General features: G+C 55.4%; 16 protein-coding genes and 1 pseudogene. 3 read left to right on the top strand and 14 right to left on the bottom strand.

Features of this window, described 5'->3' with window-relative positions:
* Positions 1-39: 39 nt before the first annotated feature.
* From BCM02_RS00090 to BCM02_RS00075, 4 genes and pseudogenes are all read right to left on the bottom strand, one after another.
* Positions 40-3,846: pseudogene (locus BCM02_RS00090) on the bottom strand (DUF5695 domain-containing protein); the annotation flags it as partial.
* A gap of 304 nt (positions 3,847-4,150) precedes the next feature.
* Entirely contained in the window at positions 4,151-5,008 is an 858-nt protein-coding gene (locus tag BCM02_RS00085; protein ID WP_148927032.1) for a carbohydrate ABC transporter permease, read from the bottom strand.
* A 3-nt stretch (positions 5,009-5,011) separates the two neighbouring features.
* Entirely contained in the window at positions 5,012-5,944 is a 933-nt protein-coding gene (locus BCM02_RS00080; protein ID WP_425466132.1) for a carbohydrate ABC transporter permease, read from the bottom strand.
* A gap of 96 nt (positions 5,945-6,040) precedes the next feature.
* The gene (locus BCM02_RS00075) at positions 6,041-7,408 is read right to left on the bottom strand and encodes an ABC transporter substrate-binding protein (protein WP_246183119.1); all 1,368 of its coding nucleotides are present in this window, start codon (positions 7,406-7,408) and stop codon (positions 6,041-6,043) included.
* 594 nt (positions 7,409-8,002) lie between these two features.
* Here BCM02_RS00075 and BCM02_RS00070 point away from each other — a divergent pair.
* Entirely contained in the window at positions 8,003-8,920 is a 918-nt protein-coding gene (locus BCM02_RS00070) for a peptidylprolyl isomerase (protein ID WP_148927031.1), read from the top strand.
* 612 nt (positions 8,921-9,532) lie between these two features.
* Here the strand turns inward: BCM02_RS00070 and BCM02_RS00060 are convergent.
* Genes BCM02_RS00060 through BCM02_RS00050 form a run of 3 tightly spaced genes read right to left on the bottom strand, consistent with a single transcriptional unit; the run spans position 9,533 to position 11,579 of the window.
* Positions 9,533-10,417, bottom strand: coding sequence for a metallophosphoesterase family protein (locus BCM02_RS00060; protein WP_148927030.1), 885 nt, complete (start codon positions 10,415-10,417; stop codon positions 9,533-9,535).
* A gap of 12 nt (positions 10,418-10,429) precedes the next feature.
* The gene (locus BCM02_RS00055; protein ID WP_148927029.1) at positions 10,430-10,771 is read right to left on the bottom strand and encodes a DMT family transporter; all 342 of its coding nucleotides are present in this window, start codon (positions 10,769-10,771) and stop codon (positions 10,430-10,432) included.
* Positions 10,761-11,579, bottom strand: coding sequence for an HAD family hydrolase (locus BCM02_RS00050; protein ID WP_148927028.1), 819 nt, complete (start codon positions 11,577-11,579; stop codon positions 10,761-10,763). The genes BCM02_RS00055 and BCM02_RS00050 overlap by 11 nt, the downstream gene beginning before the upstream one ends.
* Before the next feature lie 167 nt (positions 11,580-11,746).
* Here BCM02_RS00050 and BCM02_RS00045 point away from each other — a divergent pair, with 167 nt between their 5' ends.
* Entirely contained in the window at positions 11,747-12,304 is a 558-nt protein-coding gene (locus tag BCM02_RS00045; RefSeq protein ID WP_148927027.1) for a GbsR/MarR family transcriptional regulator, read from the top strand.
* A gap of 147 nt (positions 12,305-12,451) precedes the next feature.
* On the opposite strand, the gene BCM02_RS00040 is transcribed toward BCM02_RS00045, so the two are convergent.
* From BCM02_RS00040 to BCM02_RS00015, 6 genes are all read right to left on the bottom strand, one after another.
* Positions 12,452-13,369, bottom strand: coding sequence for an NAD(P)/FAD-dependent oxidoreductase (locus BCM02_RS00040; protein WP_246183118.1), 918 nt, complete (start codon positions 13,367-13,369; stop codon positions 12,452-12,454).
* A 312-nt stretch (positions 13,370-13,681) separates the two neighbouring features.
* Positions 13,682-14,203, bottom strand: coding sequence for a DinB family protein (locus BCM02_RS00035; protein WP_148927025.1), 522 nt, complete (start codon positions 14,201-14,203; stop codon positions 13,682-13,684).
* Between the two features lie 151 nt (positions 14,204-14,354).
* Complete coding sequence (locus BCM02_RS00030; RefSeq protein ID WP_148927024.1) at positions 14,355-14,906, bottom strand: MFS transporter; 552 nt, start codon at positions 14,904-14,906, stop codon at positions 14,355-14,357.
* Positions 14,903-16,345 (bottom strand): FAD-binding oxidoreductase, encoded by a 1,443-nt coding sequence (locus BCM02_RS00025; RefSeq protein ID WP_148927023.1) that lies wholly within the window; start codon positions 16,343-16,345, stop codon positions 14,903-14,905. The genes BCM02_RS00030 and BCM02_RS00025 overlap by 4 nt, the downstream gene beginning before the upstream one ends.
* Positions 16,346-16,514: 169 nt before the next feature.
* Complete coding sequence (locus tag BCM02_RS00020) at positions 16,515-18,563, bottom strand: methyl-accepting chemotaxis protein (protein WP_187433922.1); 2,049 nt, start codon at positions 18,561-18,563, stop codon at positions 16,515-16,517.
* A gap of 198 nt (positions 18,564-18,761) precedes the next feature.
* Positions 18,762-22,058, bottom strand: coding sequence for an OmpL47-type beta-barrel domain-containing protein (locus BCM02_RS00015; protein WP_148927021.1), 3,297 nt, complete (start codon positions 22,056-22,058; stop codon positions 18,762-18,764).
* A 245-nt stretch (positions 22,059-22,303) separates the two neighbouring features.
* Here BCM02_RS00015 and BCM02_RS00010 point away from each other — a divergent pair, with 245 nt between their 5' ends.
* Positions 22,304-22,759: a hypothetical protein gene (locus tag BCM02_RS00010; protein ID WP_148927020.1), complete on the top strand. Its 456-nt coding sequence runs from the start codon at positions 22,304-22,306 to the stop codon at positions 22,757-22,759.
* 247 nt (positions 22,760-23,006) lie between these two features.
* On the opposite strand, the gene BCM02_RS00005 is transcribed toward BCM02_RS00010, so the two are convergent.
* Positions 23,007-23,382 (bottom strand): transposase (locus tag BCM02_RS00005; protein ID WP_187433921.1); only part of this gene is annotated, 376 nt, incomplete at its 5' end.

The following is a 23,382-nucleotide window of genomic DNA, read 5'->3' as shown; positions in this document are numbered from 1 at the left end:
AACGACCAACGATGGATAGCCGTTGATGACCCGGTTCTTTACGGCAACGGTTGCCAGCGCTTCAAGCGAAGTTCCGGTGACGGATCCCTTAACGGTAAATGTCTGGCCTTCCGTCGCGTATTGCTCAGGGGCTATTGTCTCCCATTTTACCGATACGCTGATCGTGCTTCCGTCCTTCAAATACGCTTTGACCGACGAAGGCAGTTTGGGCGCGACATCGACCGGAGTCGATAGTTGAGGCTGCTCCACCCGCTCGATCTGATCCTGCTTCGGCGCAACCAAGGCGGCGACCTCCGCCTCGCTTAATGCGCGGCTGTAGATCCGGAAATCGTCAATGGCCGCATCCAGATAAGGATCCGCGTATTGCGATTTGCCGATATAGTTGTTTTTGGTTTTGCCCAGGTCTTTCGGCGTGAGCGTCATGTTCGTGTTCCGTCCAGCCTCTTTGCCGTCTACATACAGAATTCCGGTAGAATCCGCCAGCGTAACGGCAACATGCCGCCATTCTCCGGCGGTCAGAGCCGGGCCGGAAACCGTCTGCTCCGCTCCAGCCGCATTGCCGTTCACCGTTATGCTGAACTGCATGCCGGAGCCGACCTTCGGCGCCAAGAACATATAGGACCCCGTCCCCGTGCCGAAGTCAAACAATCGGGCATAGTCGTTTAACGAATTCGCCTTTACCCATGCCGAGATCGTCATCGCTTCCGTATGGCTCATCACATTTTCCGGCAGCTGCACGTAGCCTTCCTCGGCTCCGACCTTCACGGCTTGACCGGACCGTCCTTCCGTCCAACCGGCCGTTCCTTTGAGAGTACCGTCCCTCCCGCTTCCCGACGCGTCGGCGGCAGCCGTCCCTTCCGTCTCATCAAACAGATAATGAGCCATAAGCACCGGAAGCGGCGGCGCAGGCGTGACCGTAATCTTCACCGTATCGGATGCCGTCAATTCCGAATCATTCGCCGTCAACTCAAATACATATTCGCCAGGTACATCTAACGTGGCCGACGTCGTCTTGGCTTTCGCGTTGCCGAAGACAACGTTAGCGCCTTCCGGACCTGTTACCAGGTTCCATTGCGCCTCGAGCTTCCCTGCCGGAAGACCGTCGTCTTCTACCTGACCGAGCAGCATCGCGTCGTCGTATAACGGGATCGTCTGATCGTCGCCGGCATTTACGGTCGGAGCCTTATTCGGATCGGCAGTCGTCGCGATCAGCTCCACCGTATAATCGTTCGCGGCCGGCGCCTGAACGGTCAGCTGCGCTTTTGCGCCGAAGGCATTGATTTTCCCTGTCGATTGTCCGTCGACTTTCACCTCATAGGCGCCTGGCTTCAAGCCCTCCAGCGTGATGCCGGTCTTATGGCTTTCGCCAGGCGTTCCGTTCTTCATCGCAAGCTTCACGTAATCTTTGTTCTTCGCAAGAACCGCCTTGGTATGTTGGTCTCGCTGCAGCGCAATGTACAGCTTCTCCGTAATTAGATTGATTTTCTTATACAAGCCGTCCGTCGGCACGATCTCATAGCGACCGTTGTTCTCCGACACGTCGGCGCCGTAGCCGGTGAGACCGAAGATCGGATCGATCGCGATATCGGCGCTTAATATCTGCAGAGCGCCGAATAACCCTAAGTCCGCTTCGCCCGTCATGCCTCTCCAGCCGTTCATAAGCGGGACGTTCGCGCCTCCGCCATGTCCGAGCGTGCCCAGGTTGCCTTTCTCCGCTTGATACGTCCATGCAGCGGCGCCGTAATTGTCCGGGTCCTCGCTGATCTGCCCGGTATTGATGGCGCCGATGTTCGCGATTTTGGCCGCGTAGGACAACCGCTGCTCCTCTTCGCGGTTATCGGCCGCATGATAACGGATCCAATCATCCATCGCATAGCCGGCCAAGGATACGGTGTATTGGAAGTTCCACCAGTTCTCGCCCGTTATCGTGACCGGATCGGTATAGTAATACCAGACCGGCATGTGGCCGCGCGATGCGCGCGTTTTTTCATTGATTTTCCCCATCATGGACTTTGCTTTGGCCGCTTCCGCTTCAAGGCCCATATTCATTTTGGCCAATGTATAGACCGCTTCTTCGCCTGTATTGTCGTAGCTGTACTCCGAGCCGTACGGATACGTCGTATTTTTGAAATTGTTGTATTTCCGATTCATTTTATGGATGATATCGTTCGCTTCGACCGTGTACCCTTCCTCTTGCAGCGCTTGGATAATAGCCGGCGTCGTTAATTCTCCCATCAGTCCGGTATTCCAGTTATAGGCGACCGGCCCTTCATAGAGCGCTTTGAAAATATGGTACGCCCGCAGCAGGTAGGTATCCGGTTCTTCCGCATAATCGATCAATTGCGGGTAATCCTTGGCGATTTTATACATGCTGAAGTAGGTGTTATAAATGTGCGGATACGCGTAGCCCCGGTAGGTTGGCGTCGTATTCGGCTCCGGCATGAGGAAATCATGAATCAAGTAATCCTCATGGTGGCCATTCATGAGATTCGTCCAGATGGTGACGTCCAAATATTCATCCAGCGCCTTCACTTCCTTGGCTACCGGATCCAGCGCGTTCTTCTCGGCCAAGAATTGCCCATGCGTCAATCCCCAGTCGTCTCCCCATCCCCAATAACCGTCAAAGCTGCCTCTCTTCTCCTTCGTGTGCATCATCCAGTCGTCGAATACTTTGTCATAAATTTGCCCCGGCGCATCCCATTGCGTCTTCTCGACCATGAATTCGGAGCGAGCTTGGAGCGCTTCGTCAATCGGGGAAATCGCATAAAATTGAAGGACCGTATTATACCCGTCGCCATACTCAACCGTGATATGATTTGGCCCCAGTTTGCTCAGCTGAAGCTCGTAGATGTGATGTCCGCCGGCCTTGCTCTCGACAAACTTCACGTCTTGGCCCGCCTTATCGGTAACCGAATGAATCGGCTGCGTCGTGCGCAGATCGAATTTGGCTTTCTGGTTCGTCGGCACGATCATCCCCGGGACGACCGTCACATCGATAAGCCCCTCCTCGTACAGCTTATTCTTCATATCCGCTTCATCCGTGACGGCGAAGAAATTAAAGCCATACTTATTCTCTTCGCCGGCTTCGAGCAAGAGGCTTGTGTTCGGCAAATAGCCGCGGTTCGTTTTTTTAATGACGTTCGAGTGGATATAGAAAACGTTCAGCCCTTCGATCCACTTGCCGCTCTCGCCCGTCCATTTGCTGCCGGGACGTTCTTCGGCGCGCCAACGATCCTGGTATTCGAATCCAGCGCGCGTATTGGCGTCAGGCGTCATCAATAAGAACGATCCAAGACCGCTTGGACGGCTGGCTGTTATGTAGGAGCTGTTATTCCCGACGAAGGAGTGCGTCACGACCCGCGTCTCGTAAATTTGATCCCCGTACTGCCACTGCTCATTGAACGCGAGAGGAACGCCGTAATCGCCGATTTCAAGCTTCTTCCCGCTCGTATTCGTCAGCTTGATTGTCCAGCTCAGGGAGCCGTCATCTTGCGGCGTATATGTCTCGACCAAGGAGAAATCCCGAATCCCTTTGGCGTTCTTCGAATTTTCATAGGTCACCGTGGTTTGCTTCTCCGATCTCTCGATCTTCCGGACGTCCGCGGATTGATTCGTCGACGCTTCCAGCCAGTCGCCGTCGTCTCCGAGCCGATACGTAAACATCAGCTCTCCGAGCCATTGATGGTCGTCCGTATTTTGTTCGGGAGCCGTAACGGCGTTCATCGCATATTCCGTCGGGAACAGGTCGTCTTTTATTTGCAGGGAATTAATTTCGCCATATTGGCCAATTTCCACTTGAAGCCCGCCATTCGATGACTCGGCTGCAGCCGATACTTGGCCGCCCATTGGGCTGACAAGCCCGGCAAACAGCGCAAGCGCGGAAACGGACGCGATTGTCTGCTTGGATGAAAGCTTTCTCCACATCGCTGAGATCACAAGAACACCCTCCTGTTAATCGTTTAGATTATTGAATGCAGCTCCTCGCTTATCAAGGAGACGAACTCCTTTCCGCCTACTCGTCTGCTCGGTAAGCGTTTACTTCATCTTATCATCTGCATTTTGGGAGGAGGACCGAAAATATCAACTTGAATATTCAATATTTCAACCTTATTTGAGGGTGCCGGTTGTCTGTATTGCTTCCCCGCCGCTGCTAGCCTTTGACGCCTCCGACCGTCAACCCTTCCACGAAATACCGTTGGAAGAAAATAAAAAGAATCAGGATCGGCAGAATCGCCAGCACCGAGCCGGCGATGAGCACCTCGTAATTGTTGCCCATTGGCGAAAGCAAAGAGGTCAACCCGATCGGCAGCGTGAATTTCTCGGTGGTGCGCAGGACAATGAGCGGCCACAGGAAGTTATTCCAACTCTGGAGCGCCTGGAGGATCGTCATCGCCCCGAAAGCCGGCAGCATGAGCGGAACCATGACGCGGAAGAAGATGCCGAATTCGTTGCAGCCGTCAATTCTCGCGGCATCCATGAAATCCTTCGGCAATCCGAGCGCGAATTGCCGGAAGAAGAAAATCGGCAGCGGCGCCACGACGAACGGAAGGATGACGCCCCAGATCGAATTGATCAGCGTAAAACTAATCATCAATTTATAGAGCGGCAGGATAATAATCTCGACTGGCAGCATCATGACGACAAGCACCAATGTAAACAGCAGATTGCGTCCTTTGAACTCGTACATGGCCAGACCGTATCCGACCATGGAGGACACCAGCAAACAGATGACCGTGTAGAGCAAGGTAATGACGATGCTGTTGCGGTACCATCCGAAGAAATGGCCTGCCGAGCCTTCATGCGAGAGAAAAATTTGCTTATAATTCTCGAAGCCCATCACGGCGAGATCCCAGCGTACATTCAAACCGTACCGGAACAACTCTTGAGCCGGCTTGAAGGAGGCCAGCATGAGCGCGTACAAAGGAAATAGAGCCAGCACGGCAAACCCGATGAACGCGAGTAATAAAACGATCGATGACAGCGAACCGAAGCGAACGCGTTTGTCCATCGGTTATGCCTCCTTCTTGAACATGCCGCTTGCAAGAAGCTGAAGCATGCTCACGACAAGCGTAATGCCGAGTAACGTAATGCCAATCGCCGCCCCGAACCCGAGGTCGAAATATTCGAAGCCCTGCTGATAGATGTAGCCGACCAAGGTAAGGCCGATCCCTTGCGGCGATGCTTTGCCTCCCCATAGCATGTAGCTCTCCGTAAACATCGCATAACCGCCGTAGATACTGATGGTCGTCACGTAGATCGTAATCGGCTTCAACTGCGGCAGCGTAATGCTGAAGAAGGAGCGAATCGGCCCTGCTCCATCCAGCGAAGCGGACTCATACATGTCCTTCGGAATATTTTGCAGCGCCGATAGATAGTACAGCATATTAATGCCTACCCACCGCCACGTCGCCAGAATGATGAGCGCCAGCATGGAGAGCGAGGAGCTTTGAAGCCATTTTTGGCTCGGAATGCCGACCAGATGCAGGATGCTGTTCATGAGCGAGTTATCAAGCTCGCCGAACATGAGCCGGAATATGATGCCCGCTACCACGACGGATGTAAGGGCGGGTATAAATAACGTCGACCGAAAGAAATTTCTCCCCGCAAGCAATTTGGAATTCAAAAATACGGCCAGCGCCATCGGCAACGGAATCAGCACCACGACGGTCCAGAACGTATAGCGCGTATTATTGTAGAGCGCTTGGAAGAAGTCTTCGTTCCACAGCTTCTTGTAATTATCGAAACCAATATAGCGCGTCTCTCCGGGCAGCACTTCCTGAAAGCTCATGAGCATGGCTTGAATGAGCGGATAGGAGAAGAATACGATAAACGATAAAATGAATGGCATTACGAACAAATAAGGCGCGACTATCTGCATGTTGAGTTTGCTTCGTCTTCTCCCGGCGAGCTTATTCTTCGTCGAATCTGTAACCACAGTAGGCAAGATGCTCTCCTCCTTCCATAGGACTTCATTTTCTCTAATTTTAGACGGCCGTGCAGGCATCGCGACATGCGCTGCACGGCGATAATAACGTCGCCGCTATTTTTGCTGGACCAGCTTTTCTTGCGATTCTTTCAGAACCGTCGAAGGATCTTTCATTTGCTGGAAGATTTGCGGTATCGCGTCGTTACGGACGACATCGAATACTTTCGGCGAGATCTCGCGGATGTTCACCGGGTTGATTTCGTCTTTGACCTCAAGCAGCGTGTCGAAAATATCGTCGCCGAAGTAGGCCGTGAACTTATTGGCTTCTTTCATCGCCGGATCCGACCAAACCTCGGTCCGGATTGGATCGAACCCGAGCTGCTTCCAAATTTCAATATTGCCTTCCTTCGAAAGCTTGGCGAACGCCGTAAACTTCTTGGCCAGATCGATGTGCTTGGATTGGTTCGTAATCGTCGTGGCCGTTCCCCCCATGCCTGCGGAGCGGAAGCCGCCTTCTTCCCAAGCCGGCATCGGACGGATGATCATTTTTCCTTTCAAATCCGGCATTTCGTCCGTGAAGCGGCCCATGAACCAGAATGGCATGAAGACCGACGCCGCCCCGCCGTTGTTCATGAAGCCTTTGTATTCCTCCGTATCGTGACCGACGCCTGGCGCGACCGCCGCGATCTTTTCTTGGACGAGCTTCTGGAAGAAGTTCATCGTGTCGATGTTCACCTGCGCGTCAACCGTTGGATTCCCGTCTTGGTCCACCTGATCGGAGTTGCGCTGGCTGATCGCCGGCCACCAGGACCAGTTCCCGTTGCCTTCGAAGGTAATGAACGGCTTGCCGGTTTTCTCCAATACCTGCTTGCCGTACTTCTCCACGTCGGACCAGAGCTTAATATCATCCGGATTCACGCCGGCTTGGTCCAAGATTTCCTTGTTGTAGTACATGACGGTCGCGCCGACGTGAAAATCAATGCCGTAATACTTGTCGTCGCTGCTATAAATATCCACCCGAGACTTTACGATGTTGGGGAGTTCAGGCTCGATAATGTCGTTCAACTCGACAAGCTGAGGTTTGCCTTTGACAAAGTTGGGGAACTTGCTTTGCTCCACGTCCGCCAAATCCGGCGCCCCGCTTCCGGATTGCAGCGCGAGCAGCAGCTTCGTATGCATATCGTCATAAGGAATCGTGGTCGCTTCCAGCTCGATCGGCTCTTCCGGATGCTTCTGATTCCACATTTCGGCCATAGACTCGTAAAACTTCTGATGCTGTTCAACAAAGGTCCACAGCGTGAGTTTGACCGGTTCGGCCGTGCTCGACGTTCCGGTCTGATTCGTGCCGGTGTTCGTCGTAGTTTGTCCTTGCGCGTTCTCCTCCTTGCCGGCATTGTTATTGCCGTTCGAGTTACCGCAACCCGCAAGCGTTAACATTAATAAAACAGCGGATAAGGCCATGGGTACCGATTTATTGCGCATTCTACTTCCCCCTCATTCAAATGTTCATCTATGCTTCAATCCCATCGGGATAAAAGCCAAAAGGCAATATCCCAAAATCTAAACGTTTAGATTTTGGGATAAAAAAATGGAGACATTCTAATCGATCGCATGGCTTCAGGCATTATGTACGAGAATACACGAGAATAATAGACGAATTACCTTCATAAGCGTGAAGATTTTCGTCTACTCAAGTAAGGAAATAGAGCCGAAGCCAGCCTCGATCTTTAGGCGAGGGACTGAGCACCTACCAAATTTAAACGTTTAGTTTTCTTAATATTGTTATATCACGCCTTTTCTCAATCTGCAAGCGCTTTTATTGGGTGAACCAAGGCTACAAGGCGGAGTCTTCCCCGCCCAAAACTCATTGATCATAAGACGCAATCCCTTCCAATTCTCTTCTCCATTCGTTTAATCCGAATAACCAGACCATGGCTCGAGTTGGCGCGAAATCGTTTAGACAGCAAGTTTCAGCTCCATTATAATGATGGTGAGCCGATCCCATTTCCTATTGATTCTTAAGGTATTAAGCGTAACTTTATATGTCTTTCATGAGTAAGGAGTTGAAACAACGAGATGTCGCAGAGGAATACGCCGGTGCCGAGTGCAGGAAGTGGCAATGTTATTGCCACTTACAAGGATGGAACGGTAACGGAACACGAGTTCTTGAAATATATGGCATTTGTTGGCCTGATGAACCCGGATTACGCGAACACGCTGGATACGTCGCCATACAAAAAAATGACCCTCAAACAATATATCGGGCATAAAGTGTTGTATTCCCTCCTAGGTGAGATATCGGATGAAGCAATAAAGAAAGTCGATGCGCAAATGAACATGTTCGTCGAGCATTTAAAGAGAGCAATTGAGTCCGACCCAACGCTTAAAATGCAGATTGAGGAGGCAGCGCTATCCGATTCGGATATCAAGTATTTCTACCGTCTGATCACAACGGTAACAGACGCGGAGTTAAACAAGATTTCGGATGATGCTGCGAAAATGAGATTCGAAGAAACTTCAGCGGATTTCAACATGGTTACAGTGCGGCATATTCTAATCAGCACAATAGACAAGTCGAGCGGTGAAGAACTCGATTCCATGGAAGAAGCGTTCAAGCGTGCGCAGGAAGTGAAGATGAAGCTTGATGCAGGCGGCGATTGGTCTGTGCTTGCAAAGGAATATTCCGACGATATTGCCTCCAGCAATAGCGGAGGGCTCTATAGAAGACAAACGGTAGGCAACTACATAAAGAACTTCAAGGATGCAGTCAACAAGCAAGAGATTGGTCAGATCGGAGATCCGGTAAAGACGGAATACGGATACCATGTTATCCAGGTCGAGAAGCGCGAAGAGATGACGTTCGATATGTTGGACCAAAATCAGAAGTTCACGATCAAACAAACGCTCGCCTCCGAAGGGTTGGAGAAGTTCATGGCTGATGAGCTGGAAGGTCTGATCATAAAGATCGATTTACCGAAGGACACGACGATTTAAGCATTCCTTAGCTGTTCCGATAACAAAAACAGCTCCAGCAATGGACTCCTTAATGTCCAAGACTGAGGCTGTTTATTTTACCGGCGATGCCTCTACACGTGCGGTAAACTCAGCTAAGGAACAGCCCTTTGAATAGTTATACTAATCCAGTTAGCTTCGAAACCCAGCAAAAATTCAACATTGCCTATCTCTTCACCAGCAGTGTAACGCACTCCACATGACTCGTCTGAGGGAACATATCCACCGGTTGCACCCACTCAATCCGAAAGCCGCCGGTCGCGTCCGAAGCCGGCTCTCGCTTCCGCTTGCGGCCGCGCCGGCTTCGTCTGCGGAGACGTCGCCTCCGCTCGAATGAGCCGATGGTTGATTGGCCGTTGATTGCTTGTCTACTTCTGCCGCGATAGTTTTCCATTCACATAATGGCAAACGCCCTCCACGAATTATGATAGAAGATAGAAGCTTATCCCGATCGACGATGCTCACGCTCACGTTGCGGGATCGCGAATCCTAAAATATACCAATTTTGACACACCTTCTCCAAACGAAAAAGCAGGCCTCATGGCGGAATACCCGGCGCCAGAAGCCTGCTTTCTCACTCTGTTCCTGCTTTTGCTAGCTACGCGTTCCTCCGGTTTCCTGCACGCCGCGCCCGAGCTCGATTACCGCGCTTTCCACCCAACGGCCGCCTTCAAAATCCCGACCCTTCACGATGACGCGATCCTCGTAAATATCCACGAAAAAACCTTGGCTGCCCGATTTATGCTCATCCTCGTCCGTCCACAAATATCCGACCGATGCGGCGTTCAACATGGCAGGCGAATGGCCATCCCCGCCATGCAGCGCATGCGGCGCACCCAGTTCCCAGTGCGTATGCCCGCTGAACAGAATGACCTGCGGGTAACGCCTAACGATCGCATGCAGTTCCTCGTCTTGAATGACGCCGTGCCACCCTTGCGCTTCGAGCGAGCCGGATACGGTGTTCATGAGCGGCTGATGCAGGAAGACGAAAACCGGCTTCCCCGCTTCCGCGCTCTTCAGCCGCTGCTCCAACCAGTTTAGCTGCTCGACCGATAGATAGGCGAAATCCTTCCGTTCCGGCTCCGCCTGCTCCGATCCGAGGAACAAGAATAGGTACCCGTCAACTTCGTGTGCATGATAAGGCCCAGGCATCGCCGTAAAACGTTGAAACCGTTCGAGCTGCGCCACCGTTTCGCCGCCGAATAGATCATGATTCCCATGCGCGAAGCGAATCGGGACGGTTAGCCCCCGCTCGCGGCACTGCTCCCAAATCCGCGCCATCTCGACGTATTCTTCTTCCCAGCCATGATCCGTAATGTCGCCGACATGCATAATGCCCATGCTGTCCGGCTCGAGCGCGGCGATATCGAGCAGCGCCCGTTCGAAATTCCGGTTATGGACATGCTGCGCATCCATTGTCACATGGGTGTCGGTTATCACTTGGAAACAAGCCCGTCTTCCGTTCTGCTGCATGTTCATCCACCTCTCCCTTTAATGTCCGCCTGCGCTCATGTTCAGCCCGACGATGCCGGCGACGATGACGCCGACCCAGATCATCGATGTCCATGGCAGCGGTTGCTTGAACAAGACGAAGCCCGCAAGCGTAATCAGCACGATCCCGACGCCGGACCAAATCGCATAGGCGATGCTGACGTTGATCGTCTTCAGCGCGAAGTTCAGACACGTGAAGCTGGCGCCATAGAACGCGAACATGAGCACGGATGGCCACAGACGAGAGAAGCCGGCGGAATATTTCATCGCGACCGTCCCCGACAGCTCGAGCCCGATGGCCAGCGCCAAATACATCCAGCCCCATGCGGCATCAGCTTTCATCGCTTGCTCCCCGAATGCTGATTTCGGCATAACCCGCGATCACGTGATCGGCATCCGTCAGGCCGGCTGTGACATCCGAGACGCCGGCTTCGTCCGTCGGCGCGATGCCGATCGTGACGGCCGCGCCCGCCGCGCGACCCATGCGCATGTCGGCGTTCGTGTCCCCGATCATCGCGACGCTCCCGCACCCGACGCCGAGCCGACGGCAAGCCAGCTCCATCAAATCGGGGAACGGTTTGCCGCGCTCCGCCAGATCGTTCCCGACGACGGTCTCGAAATAATGCCGGATGCCCATCCAAGCGAGATGCCGCTCGGCGGGTTCGGTGTCGTCCGCTGTTACGACGGCCATTGGGATGCCCGCAGCCTTCGCCGCCTCGAGCAGCGGCAGAAGTCCCGGCAGCGCCTTGATCGGCTTCGCCTTCGCCAGCTGGCTCTCCGCCTCCTGGCGGCAAGCCTCGACGAGCTCCTTCGCCTCCGCCCAAGACAGTCCGGCTTGGTACGCATGCCAAGACAGGATGCCGAACAGCTCCGGCAGCGTTCCCATCGCGAGCGGGCCATTCCGGTCGTAATCGACGATTCGACCGTCCGCTTGATGCACGGTGCCGAGCAATCGAGGCAGGAACGCAGGCGTCAAGCCGAGCGACGAGACGCTTCCCGGCGCCAACCGCTCGAGCCGGCCGATATACCCTTGCAGCAGCCATTCGCACCAAGGTCCCCACATCGACACGAAATCCAGAATCGTGCCGTCTTTATCGAATAACAAACCCTCTACCGCGTACGTTTTCCCGTTTACGGCGATCATGCCCATCCGCAGCTCTCCCTTAGACTTCCAATTCGCCTTCTACCGTTCAATTATTATTGAATCCAATGAAATTATCAAGATAAATTCGCGAACTTCTCGAACACGTACAAATTTTCATGTACAATTATCTCATAAGAAGAAGATAGCACGACATCGGAACAGGAGACTTCGCCATGAAGAGAGAAACCGGGGAGAAAGATACGCCTCGCGAGCAGCTGCGAGGGACGGTCATCGACGCCATCGCCCAGACGATGGATTTGTACGGCGCGAATTATTCGTTCGGCCAGCTGTACGGCATTATGTTTTTCGAGGACAAGCCGTTCACGCTGGAAGATATGATGGGCCACATGAACATGAGCAAGAGCAATATGAGCTATGCCATCCGCTCGCTGCTCGAATCGAAGATGGTGACCAAGCTGGAGGAGAAGATCGACCGCAAAGACCAATATGTCGCGGAGACCGATTTCTTCCAGGCGTTCCGCAGCTTCTTCACGATGAAACTGCAGCGGGAGATCGACGTCATGACAGGCGCGATCAACGAAGTGCTGCCCGAGCTTTCGGAGCTCGTCTTATCCGAGACGACGCCGGCCGAAGAACGCGAGCGCTGCTTGGCCGATCTGCACAAGCTTCGGCACGGCATTCGGTACTATGAATGGCTCCAACGTTTCGTCGATCGGTTGGAAGCCGGCGAGCTATTCGGCGAACACCCGGATCATGGCAACTCCCCGTGAGGGCAAGTCGAAACGGCTGACGCCGTCTTTTAGCGGGGGTTCGCGTTTCATCGCTTGTATTTCAACCAAGAACCGGACGCGATGCCATGCCGAGGCTGCCCCGACTGGCCCGCAACGTCCGGTTATTCCTGCGCTGGCCCCCAATGGTTACGCGTTGTCCCACGTTTCCTGGAGCAGCTCCATATTAATGCCGACCGCCGCCATCGATCCCATCGCGGCCGCCATTATGGCTTGATACTTGATCGTAGCCGCGTCTCCGGCGCCGAATACGCCCGGCACGTTCGTTCCGCCGAAGTCGTTAATGACGAGGCTGCCGGCTTCCGTCATTTCACACCCCAGCGATTGCGGGAGGTCCGATCCGGCGACGAGCGTCGGCGCGAAGAAAATGCCGGTACAAGCGACGCGCCGTCCATCCCGAAGCACGATCTGCTCCACCATCCCCTCCTTCGATTCGATCCGTTCGATCGGCGCGTCGTACAAGGGGATATTGCGCTTGGCCAACGCTTCGCGCTGCTCGTCCGTCAATCCATCCGGTCCATTCGTGCAAATGGCGTAACTTGACGTCCAGCCCGCCAGCGTCTTCGCCATATGCATCGCGCCTTCCCCGCTCGTAATGACCGCAAGCGGCTGATCCCGAAGCTCCCAGCCGTCGCAATAAGGACAGACGAACGCGCTTATGCCATACACGTCGGCCAACCCTTCGATGTCCAGCGGCCGGTCTTTTTTGCCCGCGGCGAACAATAGCTTCTTCGCTTCATACGCGTCGCCGCCGGAGGTTACGATCCGGAAAGCCCCATCGGCGCCACTTATTTCCGCAGCCGCGTCCTGTACGAATGAGACGGACGGATAACGCCGCATTTGCTCGGCTGCAGCGGCTCTGAACTCGCCCGGACTACTGCCGTCCCGCGTCAAGAAACCGTGCGTTTCGCGCGTGACCCGGTTACGCGCTTTCCCTTCGTCGATGATGACGACGCTTCTTCTAGCCCTCCCGAGCACTAAGGCTCCGCTTAATCCCGCCGGTCCGCCGCCGATAATGGCTACGTCGAATGGATTCGTATCTTTCAATGTAATCCCATCCTTTATCGAGTAATAATGTCTCTGATACGGCAACACAGCGCTCCGTCCAGTCAGATGCCCTATGAACTGCATGTGCAAGTAGTCCGTTAAGCCGAAAAAGCCCAGCTCCCAGTCCTCTTCGCCATGAGTTAATGTTAATTACAGACTTATTATATCCATAATATCTTCGATAAGTCTATATGTTATTATTACGTTTTTAACGATGACCATCGCAGGCTTTGGCCGTCTCCCCGTGTTCCGCTTGGACGCGCGAAAGCCGCCGGATCAGTTAACCGTCCCGGCGACCTCTACAACGTCGGCCTATCGTTTCAAGAAAGCATCGACCCGGCGCTTCTGGCGCAAATGATGCGCCACGTGCATGACGATATGATGATACCATTCCTTCGCGTTAATGTAGCCAAAATAGGGATGCTCCACTTTGCGGTCCGGCGAAGCCCCCAGCACGAGCGGCAGCGCTTCTTCCATCTGCCGGCGCAGCTTGGCCATATTGTCGATCAACTCCTGCTTGTCGGCCGGCACGCTCGCGGTCCCTTCCGCGGATTTCGGCACCTTCGCTCTGATCGGAGGGATGCCGCCGATCAGATAGACGATTTTACCGACGGTCGTCTTCTTCGCTTCCCGGTTCTCCGGCCCATGCAGACAGGCATGGAGCGATTGCATTTGAAGGAATCCGGTGTTAATGACATGGCTGTACATTTCGCCGAGGGACCAAGAGTCTTTAGATGGCTTCCGGTTAAATTCATCCCATGTGTATGCGTCCATCTCGGTTATATAATGCTGCGACAAGGTTAGAAAGCGGGATAACATACGGTCTGGCTTCATACTGCGATTCTCCTCTATTCGTCGGTCAAAGGGTCTTGTTCCTCCCTAGTATAGCACCCTTAAGATCGGTCATGCCGCTTCTATCCGTTCGTTGGACGGTTGCACAACGACCTGGCGACTTCTCGAATTTCGGTATCGGACGAAGCTCCATCTACTCTGCCGAGGCTGATCCGCGTCCATTGTTCCGCCATGTCGCCCAAGCGCTCGCCCCATAGATCGCGGCGCTGACATAGAACAAGGCGTCAATGGTCAGCAGATCGATCAAATATCCGCCGAATACGACCGCCAAGCCGGAGGCGACGGACGTCCAGAATTGATACTCCCCCATCGTCTTGCCCCGATTCCCTCGTTCCGTCAGGTCGGCGAGCAGCGTGCGTTCGCTGATCTTCTGCATGGCGCAGCAGACGCCCATCAACAACTGAAGCAGAAGCACCACGGTGTAGCTCATAACCCAGGGGAACGCAGCCATGGCGGCCATCATGCCGATCGAACTTGCGACAAGCATTCGTTTGCCGTGCCGGTCCACGCTTCGGGCCAGCCACTGGGACGCGATTGCCGAGCTGATCGTGAATACCGCGAATGCCAAGCCATACTTCGTGAAGCTGTTGCCGAGATTTTTTAGAAACAGCAAGTAATACGGATAGATCATTCCCGCAGCCAGCGTCACCATCGTTTGCGAGCGGATTAACCACCTGATGTTCATCGACGCGCATCCTTTCCGTAGTCCTCATAGAAATAGTTGACGAACCGCGCAGCCGGATCCGCCTGCTCCTTAGCCCGGAAGAACGCCGCCGCGCCTGGATAGGCGGCATGAAACTGCGCGGCGCTCGGATATGCGGCGTAAGGCAAATAATACGTCCCCTTGTGCGCGAGCACGCGGTCGATGACGGATTGAATGGCCTGCTTTGTATGCGCTTGCCCTTCCTCGGAGAGCGGGACGTTGAACAGACACACCAACGCGAACATATCATCGGTAGCATAGGATAACGCGGCTTCCTCGTCGCGATTGACGTAGCGTACGGTAATATTCAATAGATTCAGCCGTTCTCTCGCCAGCACGCTTCGGAAATCGTCGATAAATCCGGCGAATCGATCCACGGGGATGAAATATTCCTGCAGCAAGTCGTGATCGGTGGCGCTCTGATAGTCCATGAAGGCCGACTCCGATCGCATTGCGTTATTGCGGGAGATAAGCTGCCCCTTCTCTCTTTCGAACAGCGCTTTTTGCATCGTCCACAACGCATCTTTGCCCCAGTCGGACTTGCGGCTTATTCCGAACATGATTTTGGCGGGCAGCACGCCGCTCTCCCTTTCCCGAAGCCGGTTATGCGCCTGCAGCGGCACGGAATCTTCTCGCACATAATTGATGGCATACATATCGGTCAGAAAACGGTCCGGCGCTACCGATATCCGCGCTAGATGCATGCGCACGTCCGGATTGCCGAGTACCTCTCGTTCGAAATATGAATGATATGCGTACACGTCCATCGTATCCGTCCGCGTCCGGTACAGCTCGTCGTCCGTTAAACGCAGCGTAACGTCCACGATAATGCCAAACAACCCATAGCCGCCGATGACGAGCGGGAACAAGGCCGCATTCTCGGTTCGGCTGACTTGGATCGTCTCGCCTTGCGCGTTCATAAGCCGGAACGATTCGACGCTCGCGATCAGCGAGCCGTTGCGAATATCCCGGCCGTGCGCGTTCACGCTGAGCGAGCCGCCGATCGAGAATATATTCTGGGACTGCATCGTCTTCACGGACAAGCCGTGCGGATTGATATAGTCTTGCACGTCGCCCCATGTGGCGCCGGCTTGAACGCGGATCGTGCGGCGGACGGGATCGAAATCCAATACGTGATTGAACGCGGTCATATCGAGTACGACGCCGTCTTTATAGTAGGTGTGCCCGCCTTGGCTGTGGCGCTGGCCGGCGATCGAGATCGTCAGCCCTTTGTCGCGCGCCTCCCGTACCAGGTTCCGAAGCTGCTCTTCTTCCTTGCCCGCGACGACTCTGCTCACTTTGACCGGATGAAGCCGGCTGTAATCGGTTATCAGGTACGGGTCCTGGTCCGGCGATTGGAAGCGCGCGTAAGTGTGCAGGCATAAGGCGGCGAGCAGCGCGAGCGCGAACGTTTTTTTCATAAGGAGCCTCCTTCTCTCAAACGCCCGTATCGTACCATTATCCGCCAGCCGCGCGAGCTCACCTAGTACTAACTTTCGCTAGTACCGCTCGCAGCGGCGGGATCGCGACGCGAACAAAAAACCTCCGCCCTGAGTAGGGCAGAGGCTCCGGCAACGATTTTAATTGGGATCAAACTTTGAATTTGCTTACGACGTCCTCGAGGTCTTTCGTCAGCTGCGTGAGAACCGACGAGGATTCGTCGATGCTTCTCGAGACGTCGAGCTGACTTTGCGAAGAACGCTTGACCATCTCGGTCTTGCCGTGCGCGCTCTTAGCCAGACGGGACATCTCGTCGCCGCTGACGGACAGCTGTTCCGCCCCCGCGGACATTTGCTCCGAGGAGCTGGAGATTTCGAGCATCCGCTCGTTGACGCTCTGAATTTCGCTTACGATATGCCTGAACGCGGCGCCGACGCTGCGGATCGTGTCCGTCCCGGTCTCGACGTCCGTCAAGCCTTTGCTCATCAGATCCACGACCGTAGCGGTATCTTGATTGATTTCGGTAATAATATCGGTAATGAGCCGCGCGGAATCGTTGGATTGCTCGGCCAGCTTGCCGATCTCCGACGCGACGACGCCGAAACCTTTGCCGTGCTCGCCGGCGCGGGATGCTTCGATGCCCGCGTTAAGCGCGAGCATATTCGTCTGTTTCGTAATGCCGGCGATGACGCCGATGATTTCGCCGATGCGCACGGAATGGTTCTCCATACGGCCCACCGCCGCCGCTACCGCTTTGACCGACTGATTGATCTCGTTCATGTTATCCACCGCATGGTCGACAATGCCTCGACCTTCCTCGGCGCGCGCATACATGTCGGTTGTAATCTCGGCGACGTCGGAGGACGACTCCGCGATCCGCTGTACGCCGAGCGTCAGCTCGCTGAGCGCCGTCGCGCTGTTCGTCGTGCCCTTCATTTGCTGCTGCGCGCCTTCAGACATGATGAGCACGTCCGAAACGATCGTATTGGCTGCGTCATTCGCGATCTCGGCATTGCGGCGAAGCTCATCCGACGTGGCGGAGACAATGCCGGATTTGGCCGACACTTCTTGAATCGTCTTCTTCATTCGCTCGGACATTTGGTTGAAATGATCGGCCAAGCGTCCGAATTCGTCGGCGGATTTCATCTCGAGCTTGCCGGTGAAATCGCCTTCCGCCATCCGTTTGGATGCTTCGGTCACGCTCCGGATATTTCGCGACATATAACGCAAGAATAAGGAAAGAATAACGATCAATACCGCGATTGCGACCACGCCGATCGCAATTGAAGCGTACATGCGGTCGTTCAACGTGTGCATGAATTCGGACATCGGCGCCGTTAAGCAAAGGTACATGTTCGTATTCGGAATTTGCCTGTAGAACACCCCGAGTTCGCCCGATTCGCTCGCTAAGATGCCCATTCCTTCCTCGCTTGCCAGCAGTTTCATCATTTCGGTCTTCGACGCCGCGGCATCGGCTTCGCTCATTTCGCTCGTCGCCTGTCCTTTGCCGGTCGCGATGATTTCCCCGCTGCCATTCAGCAAATACGCATAGCCCGTTTGCTCGACCGTCGTCCGCTTAACCAAATCCAGCACCGTCGACAAATCCATGTCCGCCGTCGTCACGCCCATCAGCTTGCCGCTACCATCGCGGATCGGCGCCGACGCCGTCATAAGCGATTTATTCAGTAATTCATCGAAAAAAATATCGGTAAACACGAAGGATCGGTCGGTTTCGGCTCCGTCTTTGTACCAAGGCTGGTTCAAATAATCATATTCCGGCGTGTTATAGTCCTGCGTCGTCACAATCTTCTCTCCGTCGCGGTAAGCGTAGGTCGAGAAATATTTGACCCCTTGCCGGTGAACGTTCGGCTCCAAATTCACGCTCACTCCGAACGTGTTCGGGTCCGATTTGACCAGCTGCGTCGACATCATTTCGAAGTAGGACATATCATGCCCCTTGATATCGATGCCCTCAAGAAGGCGCGCGAAGTTCTCGGCCGTCCGGGCATGCTTCAGCATATCCTCTTCCAACAGGGTGCTGACAGCCTTCGTCTGCTCGGTCATATACTTCTCGATATCGGCATCCATCGTATCGTGCAGCACGACATTGGAGTAACTGACTATCCCTCCCATGCCGACGGCCAGCAATGGCACGATCAGGAAATAAGCCATTTTGGAAATGCTTCTGAACTTGAACATGCGCGCCTTCCTTTCTCCCCGGACAGGTTGCCCGTGATCCCCGTCAGCGTATTTACATAAAGGTATCGGGGATTGGAAAGAGAAAAGTGACAGGTGATTACTGGGCGAATCATCCGACTCGGCTCGCAACAAAAAGAATCGCCGGACGCGCTTCATGCACATCCGGCGATTCTTCTGTATGGAAAAGGATGAGTTCGGTTACTTCGTTACCTGAACAGTGATCTTCGCGCTGCTCGTCGTGCCCGCCGCGTTGACCAACACCGCCTCGTATTCGTAGACGCCAGGCGCCTTGCCGTTCATCGCGGTGACCGCGCTCTGCGCGCCCGGCGTCGCGGCTGCCAGCGCAGTCGAATCGATCAGCTGGCCGTTCTCGTACAACCGGTACTCGGTCGCATTCGTGCCCCACCACATGTTCATCGTCACGCGGAAGCTGCCGTCGCCGTCCCAGTTATCGTGCGACAGGACTGGCTTACCCGGCGCGGCGTCCGTCACTTGAACGACCAACGGTTCGCTGCCGGTCGTGCCGTACTTGTTGCTCAGCTCCGCCGTGTAGGCGTACGTGCCGTTCGCTTTGCCGCTCACGTTGAACTTCGCGGTTTGGGCGGACGGCGCTGCGTCCGTCAACGATTGAGTATGCACGAGCACGCCGTTCTCGTAGACGTTCAGCCGCGTGCCGTTATTCCCCCACCACATGTTCATCGTGACCGTATAGTTGCCGTCCTTCAGACCGGATTGACCGCTTGTGCTAGAGAGCACCGGCTTGCCCGGTTTGCCCGTGGATACGGTCGTGGACGATTTCACCCGGAAGGTAACCGTCGCTTCGGTCTTGTTGCCCGCCGCGTCGACCACCGCGTAGCTAACCGCGTGCTCGCCTTCGCCGAGGCTCGATGCCTGGACGACTTGACCTTCCGCGATGACCGCGCCGTCGAGCAGCAGCGTCTCCGAGGCGACGCCCGAGACGGCGTCTGCGCTAACCAGTTCGAACTTGAGCGTATCCGCGTCCGACACGTCGCCGATGGCGCCGCCGGATTGGGTCAAGCTGGCGCTCGGCGCCGTCTTGTCCAGCTTCACTTCAATCGATTGAGCCGCTTCTTGGTTGCCCGCGGCGTCGGCGGAAGCGAACGACACGTTATGGACGCCTTCTTCGGCAATCGTAACCGGTCCCGTATAGACAGCGGATACGCCGCCGTTCACGGCATACGTCGTCGTAATCGGCTCGCTGCCGTTATCGGTCGCCGCAAGCGTCAGCACGACATCCCCGTTATGCCATCCGTTCGCGTTAGCCGTAGGGGATGCGGATGCCTTCGTGATCGGAGCAGCCGTGTCGGACGCCGCCGCAAAATCGGCGATGCCGCGCGGCTTAAGCTGATACACGCCTTTGAAGATCGCCGCGACGCCTTGAATGCTGACCTTCTGCCCCGCCTGGTACGGGAACGTCGCCAGCGTCAAACCTGTACGTCCATCCACGCGTACATGCGTGCTCGCGTCGCCTTTGACCGCATCGAATTCGAACGAACCGGCCGGAGACGCGGCGATGATATTCGCGATCGTCGCGTCGCGCAGCTCTACCAACTGACCTTGATTCGCGTCGTTAACCGTGTCGACCGTCTTCGCCGCCGGAAGCGCGGCCGTGCCGGTCTTCTCGATCGCGACCGGGTCGACGAGCTCGAGCTCCGTATTATACAGCGCCGTCGGCGCCGTTATTTTGATCTTGTCGCCGGCATGGAAGCCGCTCAGACTTTGGAAGACATACAGTCCGGCCGATTCGTCCTGCAGATAGAACGCTTGTCCGCCGAACGCGCCCGGCTCGGTCGTCACGACGCCTTCGACCGTCACGACGGTGCCGACTGTCTTAGCGCGCGCTTCCGCTATCTCGATTTTGGCCGGAATCGGGTTCTGCTCTTCTGGCAGCGGCTCAGCCGGCACGTTGCCCAGCGTCACGGCCGCCGTCTTCAGATTCGAGCCGTTCTGGCGCAGACGCAGGTTCGCGGCCGCCGTCGTGCCCGGCTTGATGCGCACGGTCAAATCTTTATACGCGTGCCCTTTCGAATCCGAGGTCAGGCTGAAGTTCGCGCTATAAGCTTCCGTCGCCGGCCACGTGCCGTCGGCGTTCTGGAATTTGGCGATTTGCGCGCCGCCGCTGACCAGGTAGATGCCGGCCTGATAACCGGATACCGTCGTATTGGCAGGCAAATTATCGATGACGATCCGAATTTGGAAATCAGCCGCGTTCGGAAGCACCGCCTGGTGCAAGAAGCTGTACGCGGCGCTCGCCGTCGCCGCCGGTCCGCCATACGAGCCCGGCTTGAACGTGCTGCGGTCATACCACTTGTAGCCCGCGTTCGGCGCCGCCCATGGCTCGGCCTTCGGCTCGGTCGAAGCGGCCGGCTCCTCGAAGGGCAGCAGGGCGGTCGGCTGATCGAGCTGAAGACCGTCGACCTCGGACAGCTCCGCGTAGCTCTCCTTCTTCGCCAGCCAATCGATCATATTGACGAGCAGCTTGCCGTCGTCGACTTCCTTGAAGCCGTCATAGGTCGTTTTCTTCGCGCCCGTATCTTCGCGCAAGTACTTCGGCGTCGCGTCTTCGACCGGCGAGGAGTCGCCGATGAACGCCGCTTTGCCCGCGCCCGACTTCGCGATCGCCACATACGGTCCTTCCGCGACGCCGCCGCCGTTATAGACGCCTTGGTCGACCGCATTCGGCCAGGCCTCGTTCGTCTCCGGCAGATATACGATGCCCTTCGCCTTGTCCGGATCGGTGATGGCGATCGTCGACCCGGCGTGCATCGCGACGGCGTCTACGCCTTCGGTAATGCCGAACGATTGCTCCGGCGCGACGACGTTCGTCGCGTTGATGTCGCCTAGCGCGTTGTAGCGGAAGCGAACGCCGAAGTTATCGGCTAGCCAATCGGAGCTGGCGACGTCCTGCATCTGCGCGGAAGCGGACTCCGCCGCATCCATCCCTTGAGCCGGGTTGGTCCATGCCCCGCGGCGATAGCCGTTGAACGCTTCGTTGCCGTCCCAGCGGTTCTTGTTCCGGTCTGCGTTGTAATGGTCGCCGATGAAGAAGATGCTGCCGCCGTTCTGGACGTACTGCAGCATCGCAGCCTGCTCGCTCGTCTTGAACGGCACGTTGGCCTCGGCAATGACGAATACGTCGTAGCCGCTCAGATCGCCAAGCGTGATCGGGGTCGTCTTGCGCAGCTCCTTGACGTAATAGCCGTTGTTCGCGAGCGCGTTCCCGAAGTCCGAGAAGGCGCCGTCGATGACCCAGTCGGCCGCGCCTGCCGTTTGGGCATGCGTGTTATCGAACAGCACCTTTTTGCCCGCGTTGCCATTGACGACCTTCGCGTCAATGAACGGCGCCGGATCAGCCGGCCCTTCCGCATGCGACGTCTGCAGGCTTCCGAGGGACAGGAAAGGCGCCGGCACCGCAAGCGCGAGGGCGAGCGATGTTTTGAGCACGTTGGATTTCCAAGAAGATCTGAATCCCATAATCATCCTCCTAGTATGGAAAAACTATGAAACTAGTGTACCAGAAACTAGGCTATGACAATCTCTATGATTTTGTAAATCGAACCTGCTGCTTATTTGGTCAACGTGTACAATGCCGTGCGTTCTCTCTCACCGCCAGGTGCCGACTCCGGCGCTCGCCCGATCGGAAGAGAATAGCCCGGCCAGAAATGCGGATAACCCCTTCGCGCATAGGTTAAAAGTATCATCAGGGCGAGGTGCTGCTTATGCGAATATGGTTCCGGCGGCTGGAGCGATTGCTTACCTTGGCCGCCATCTACTTCTTGCTTGTTCCCGCGATCGTATTCGCCTCCCTTGTTATCGGCATGACGGGAGAGACGGATATCGGCCAATCGATGCTTGTAACGCTCCTTCTTCTTCTCTGCGTCATCCTGCTATACCGCAGAACATATGCCCGTCCGTCCGGCCGCCGCGCCAAAACGATCGTCATCGACTTCACCCGCGAGGACGAAGACGACCCGCCTCCCCTGAGCGGCATCTACTGGGATCTCTACGAGGAACAGCGGGAGCTGGAACGATTGAACGGCTGTTTCGCTAAGGAAACGCCGTCTGATGGAAGCGCCATCGTCGATCCGCCGTCGGCCGTAACAAAAGGCAGGCAAGATGCTCCGCCGACGCGATTGCACTCGCATGCGGATCGTCCGAAGCGCAGCCGGGCGTAACGCCCCGCGCCGAATGCATTCGTGGTCTCGGCTGGCTATCGGCGCGTTCCGCTTTAACTTTGAACCTCTCCTTTCTTGTCATCTTGCCAATTTATACTACCAAACATATGTTCCCATGTAAACGTTAATTTGAAATATATCCCACATTTTCGCGGAACAAAAAAGGGGCCGTCTCAAAAGGGTTTAAGTAAAATGTCTTCTAACTTCGAATGGCCTCCAATTGCATGAAAAATGGCGTTACAGGGTCTTATCCCTGTGACGCCATTTGCCATTTTCGGTCCACTGCGGCTTTCTTCAACAAATTATGGGCGAGCGAAAGCCACCCGACCTCCAGGCTCACTTTTGGCAAGCCGCGAAGCAGGAATCTTCGGAATCCCCGGTTGTTCTTTATCTGTCCAAATACGCTTTCGGGTTCATGCATCCGCCGAACTGAAAGCGCGTAGCCTTCTTCGCTCTTCAAGCGTTCGCGTGCCCGTTGTTTGTAGCGAAGATAGTCCAGGCTCACTTTAATCTCACGATCACCAGCTACCTTTGTGCAGTTTACCTTGAGTGGGCATCCTTCGCAGCTAGCACTGCGGTAATGGCGATGGCGAAGTTCATAACCGCTTTCCGTACGTTCTTTG

The organism is Paenibacillus methanolicus (genome assembly GCF_008124765.1).
Taxonomy (GTDB): Bacteria; Bacillota; Bacilli; order Paenibacillales; family Paenibacillaceae; genus Paenibacillus_Z; species Paenibacillus_Z methanolicus.
The sequence above is the reverse complement of the archived record's forward strand: the minus strand, read 5'-3'. Positions and strand labels throughout refer to the sequence as shown.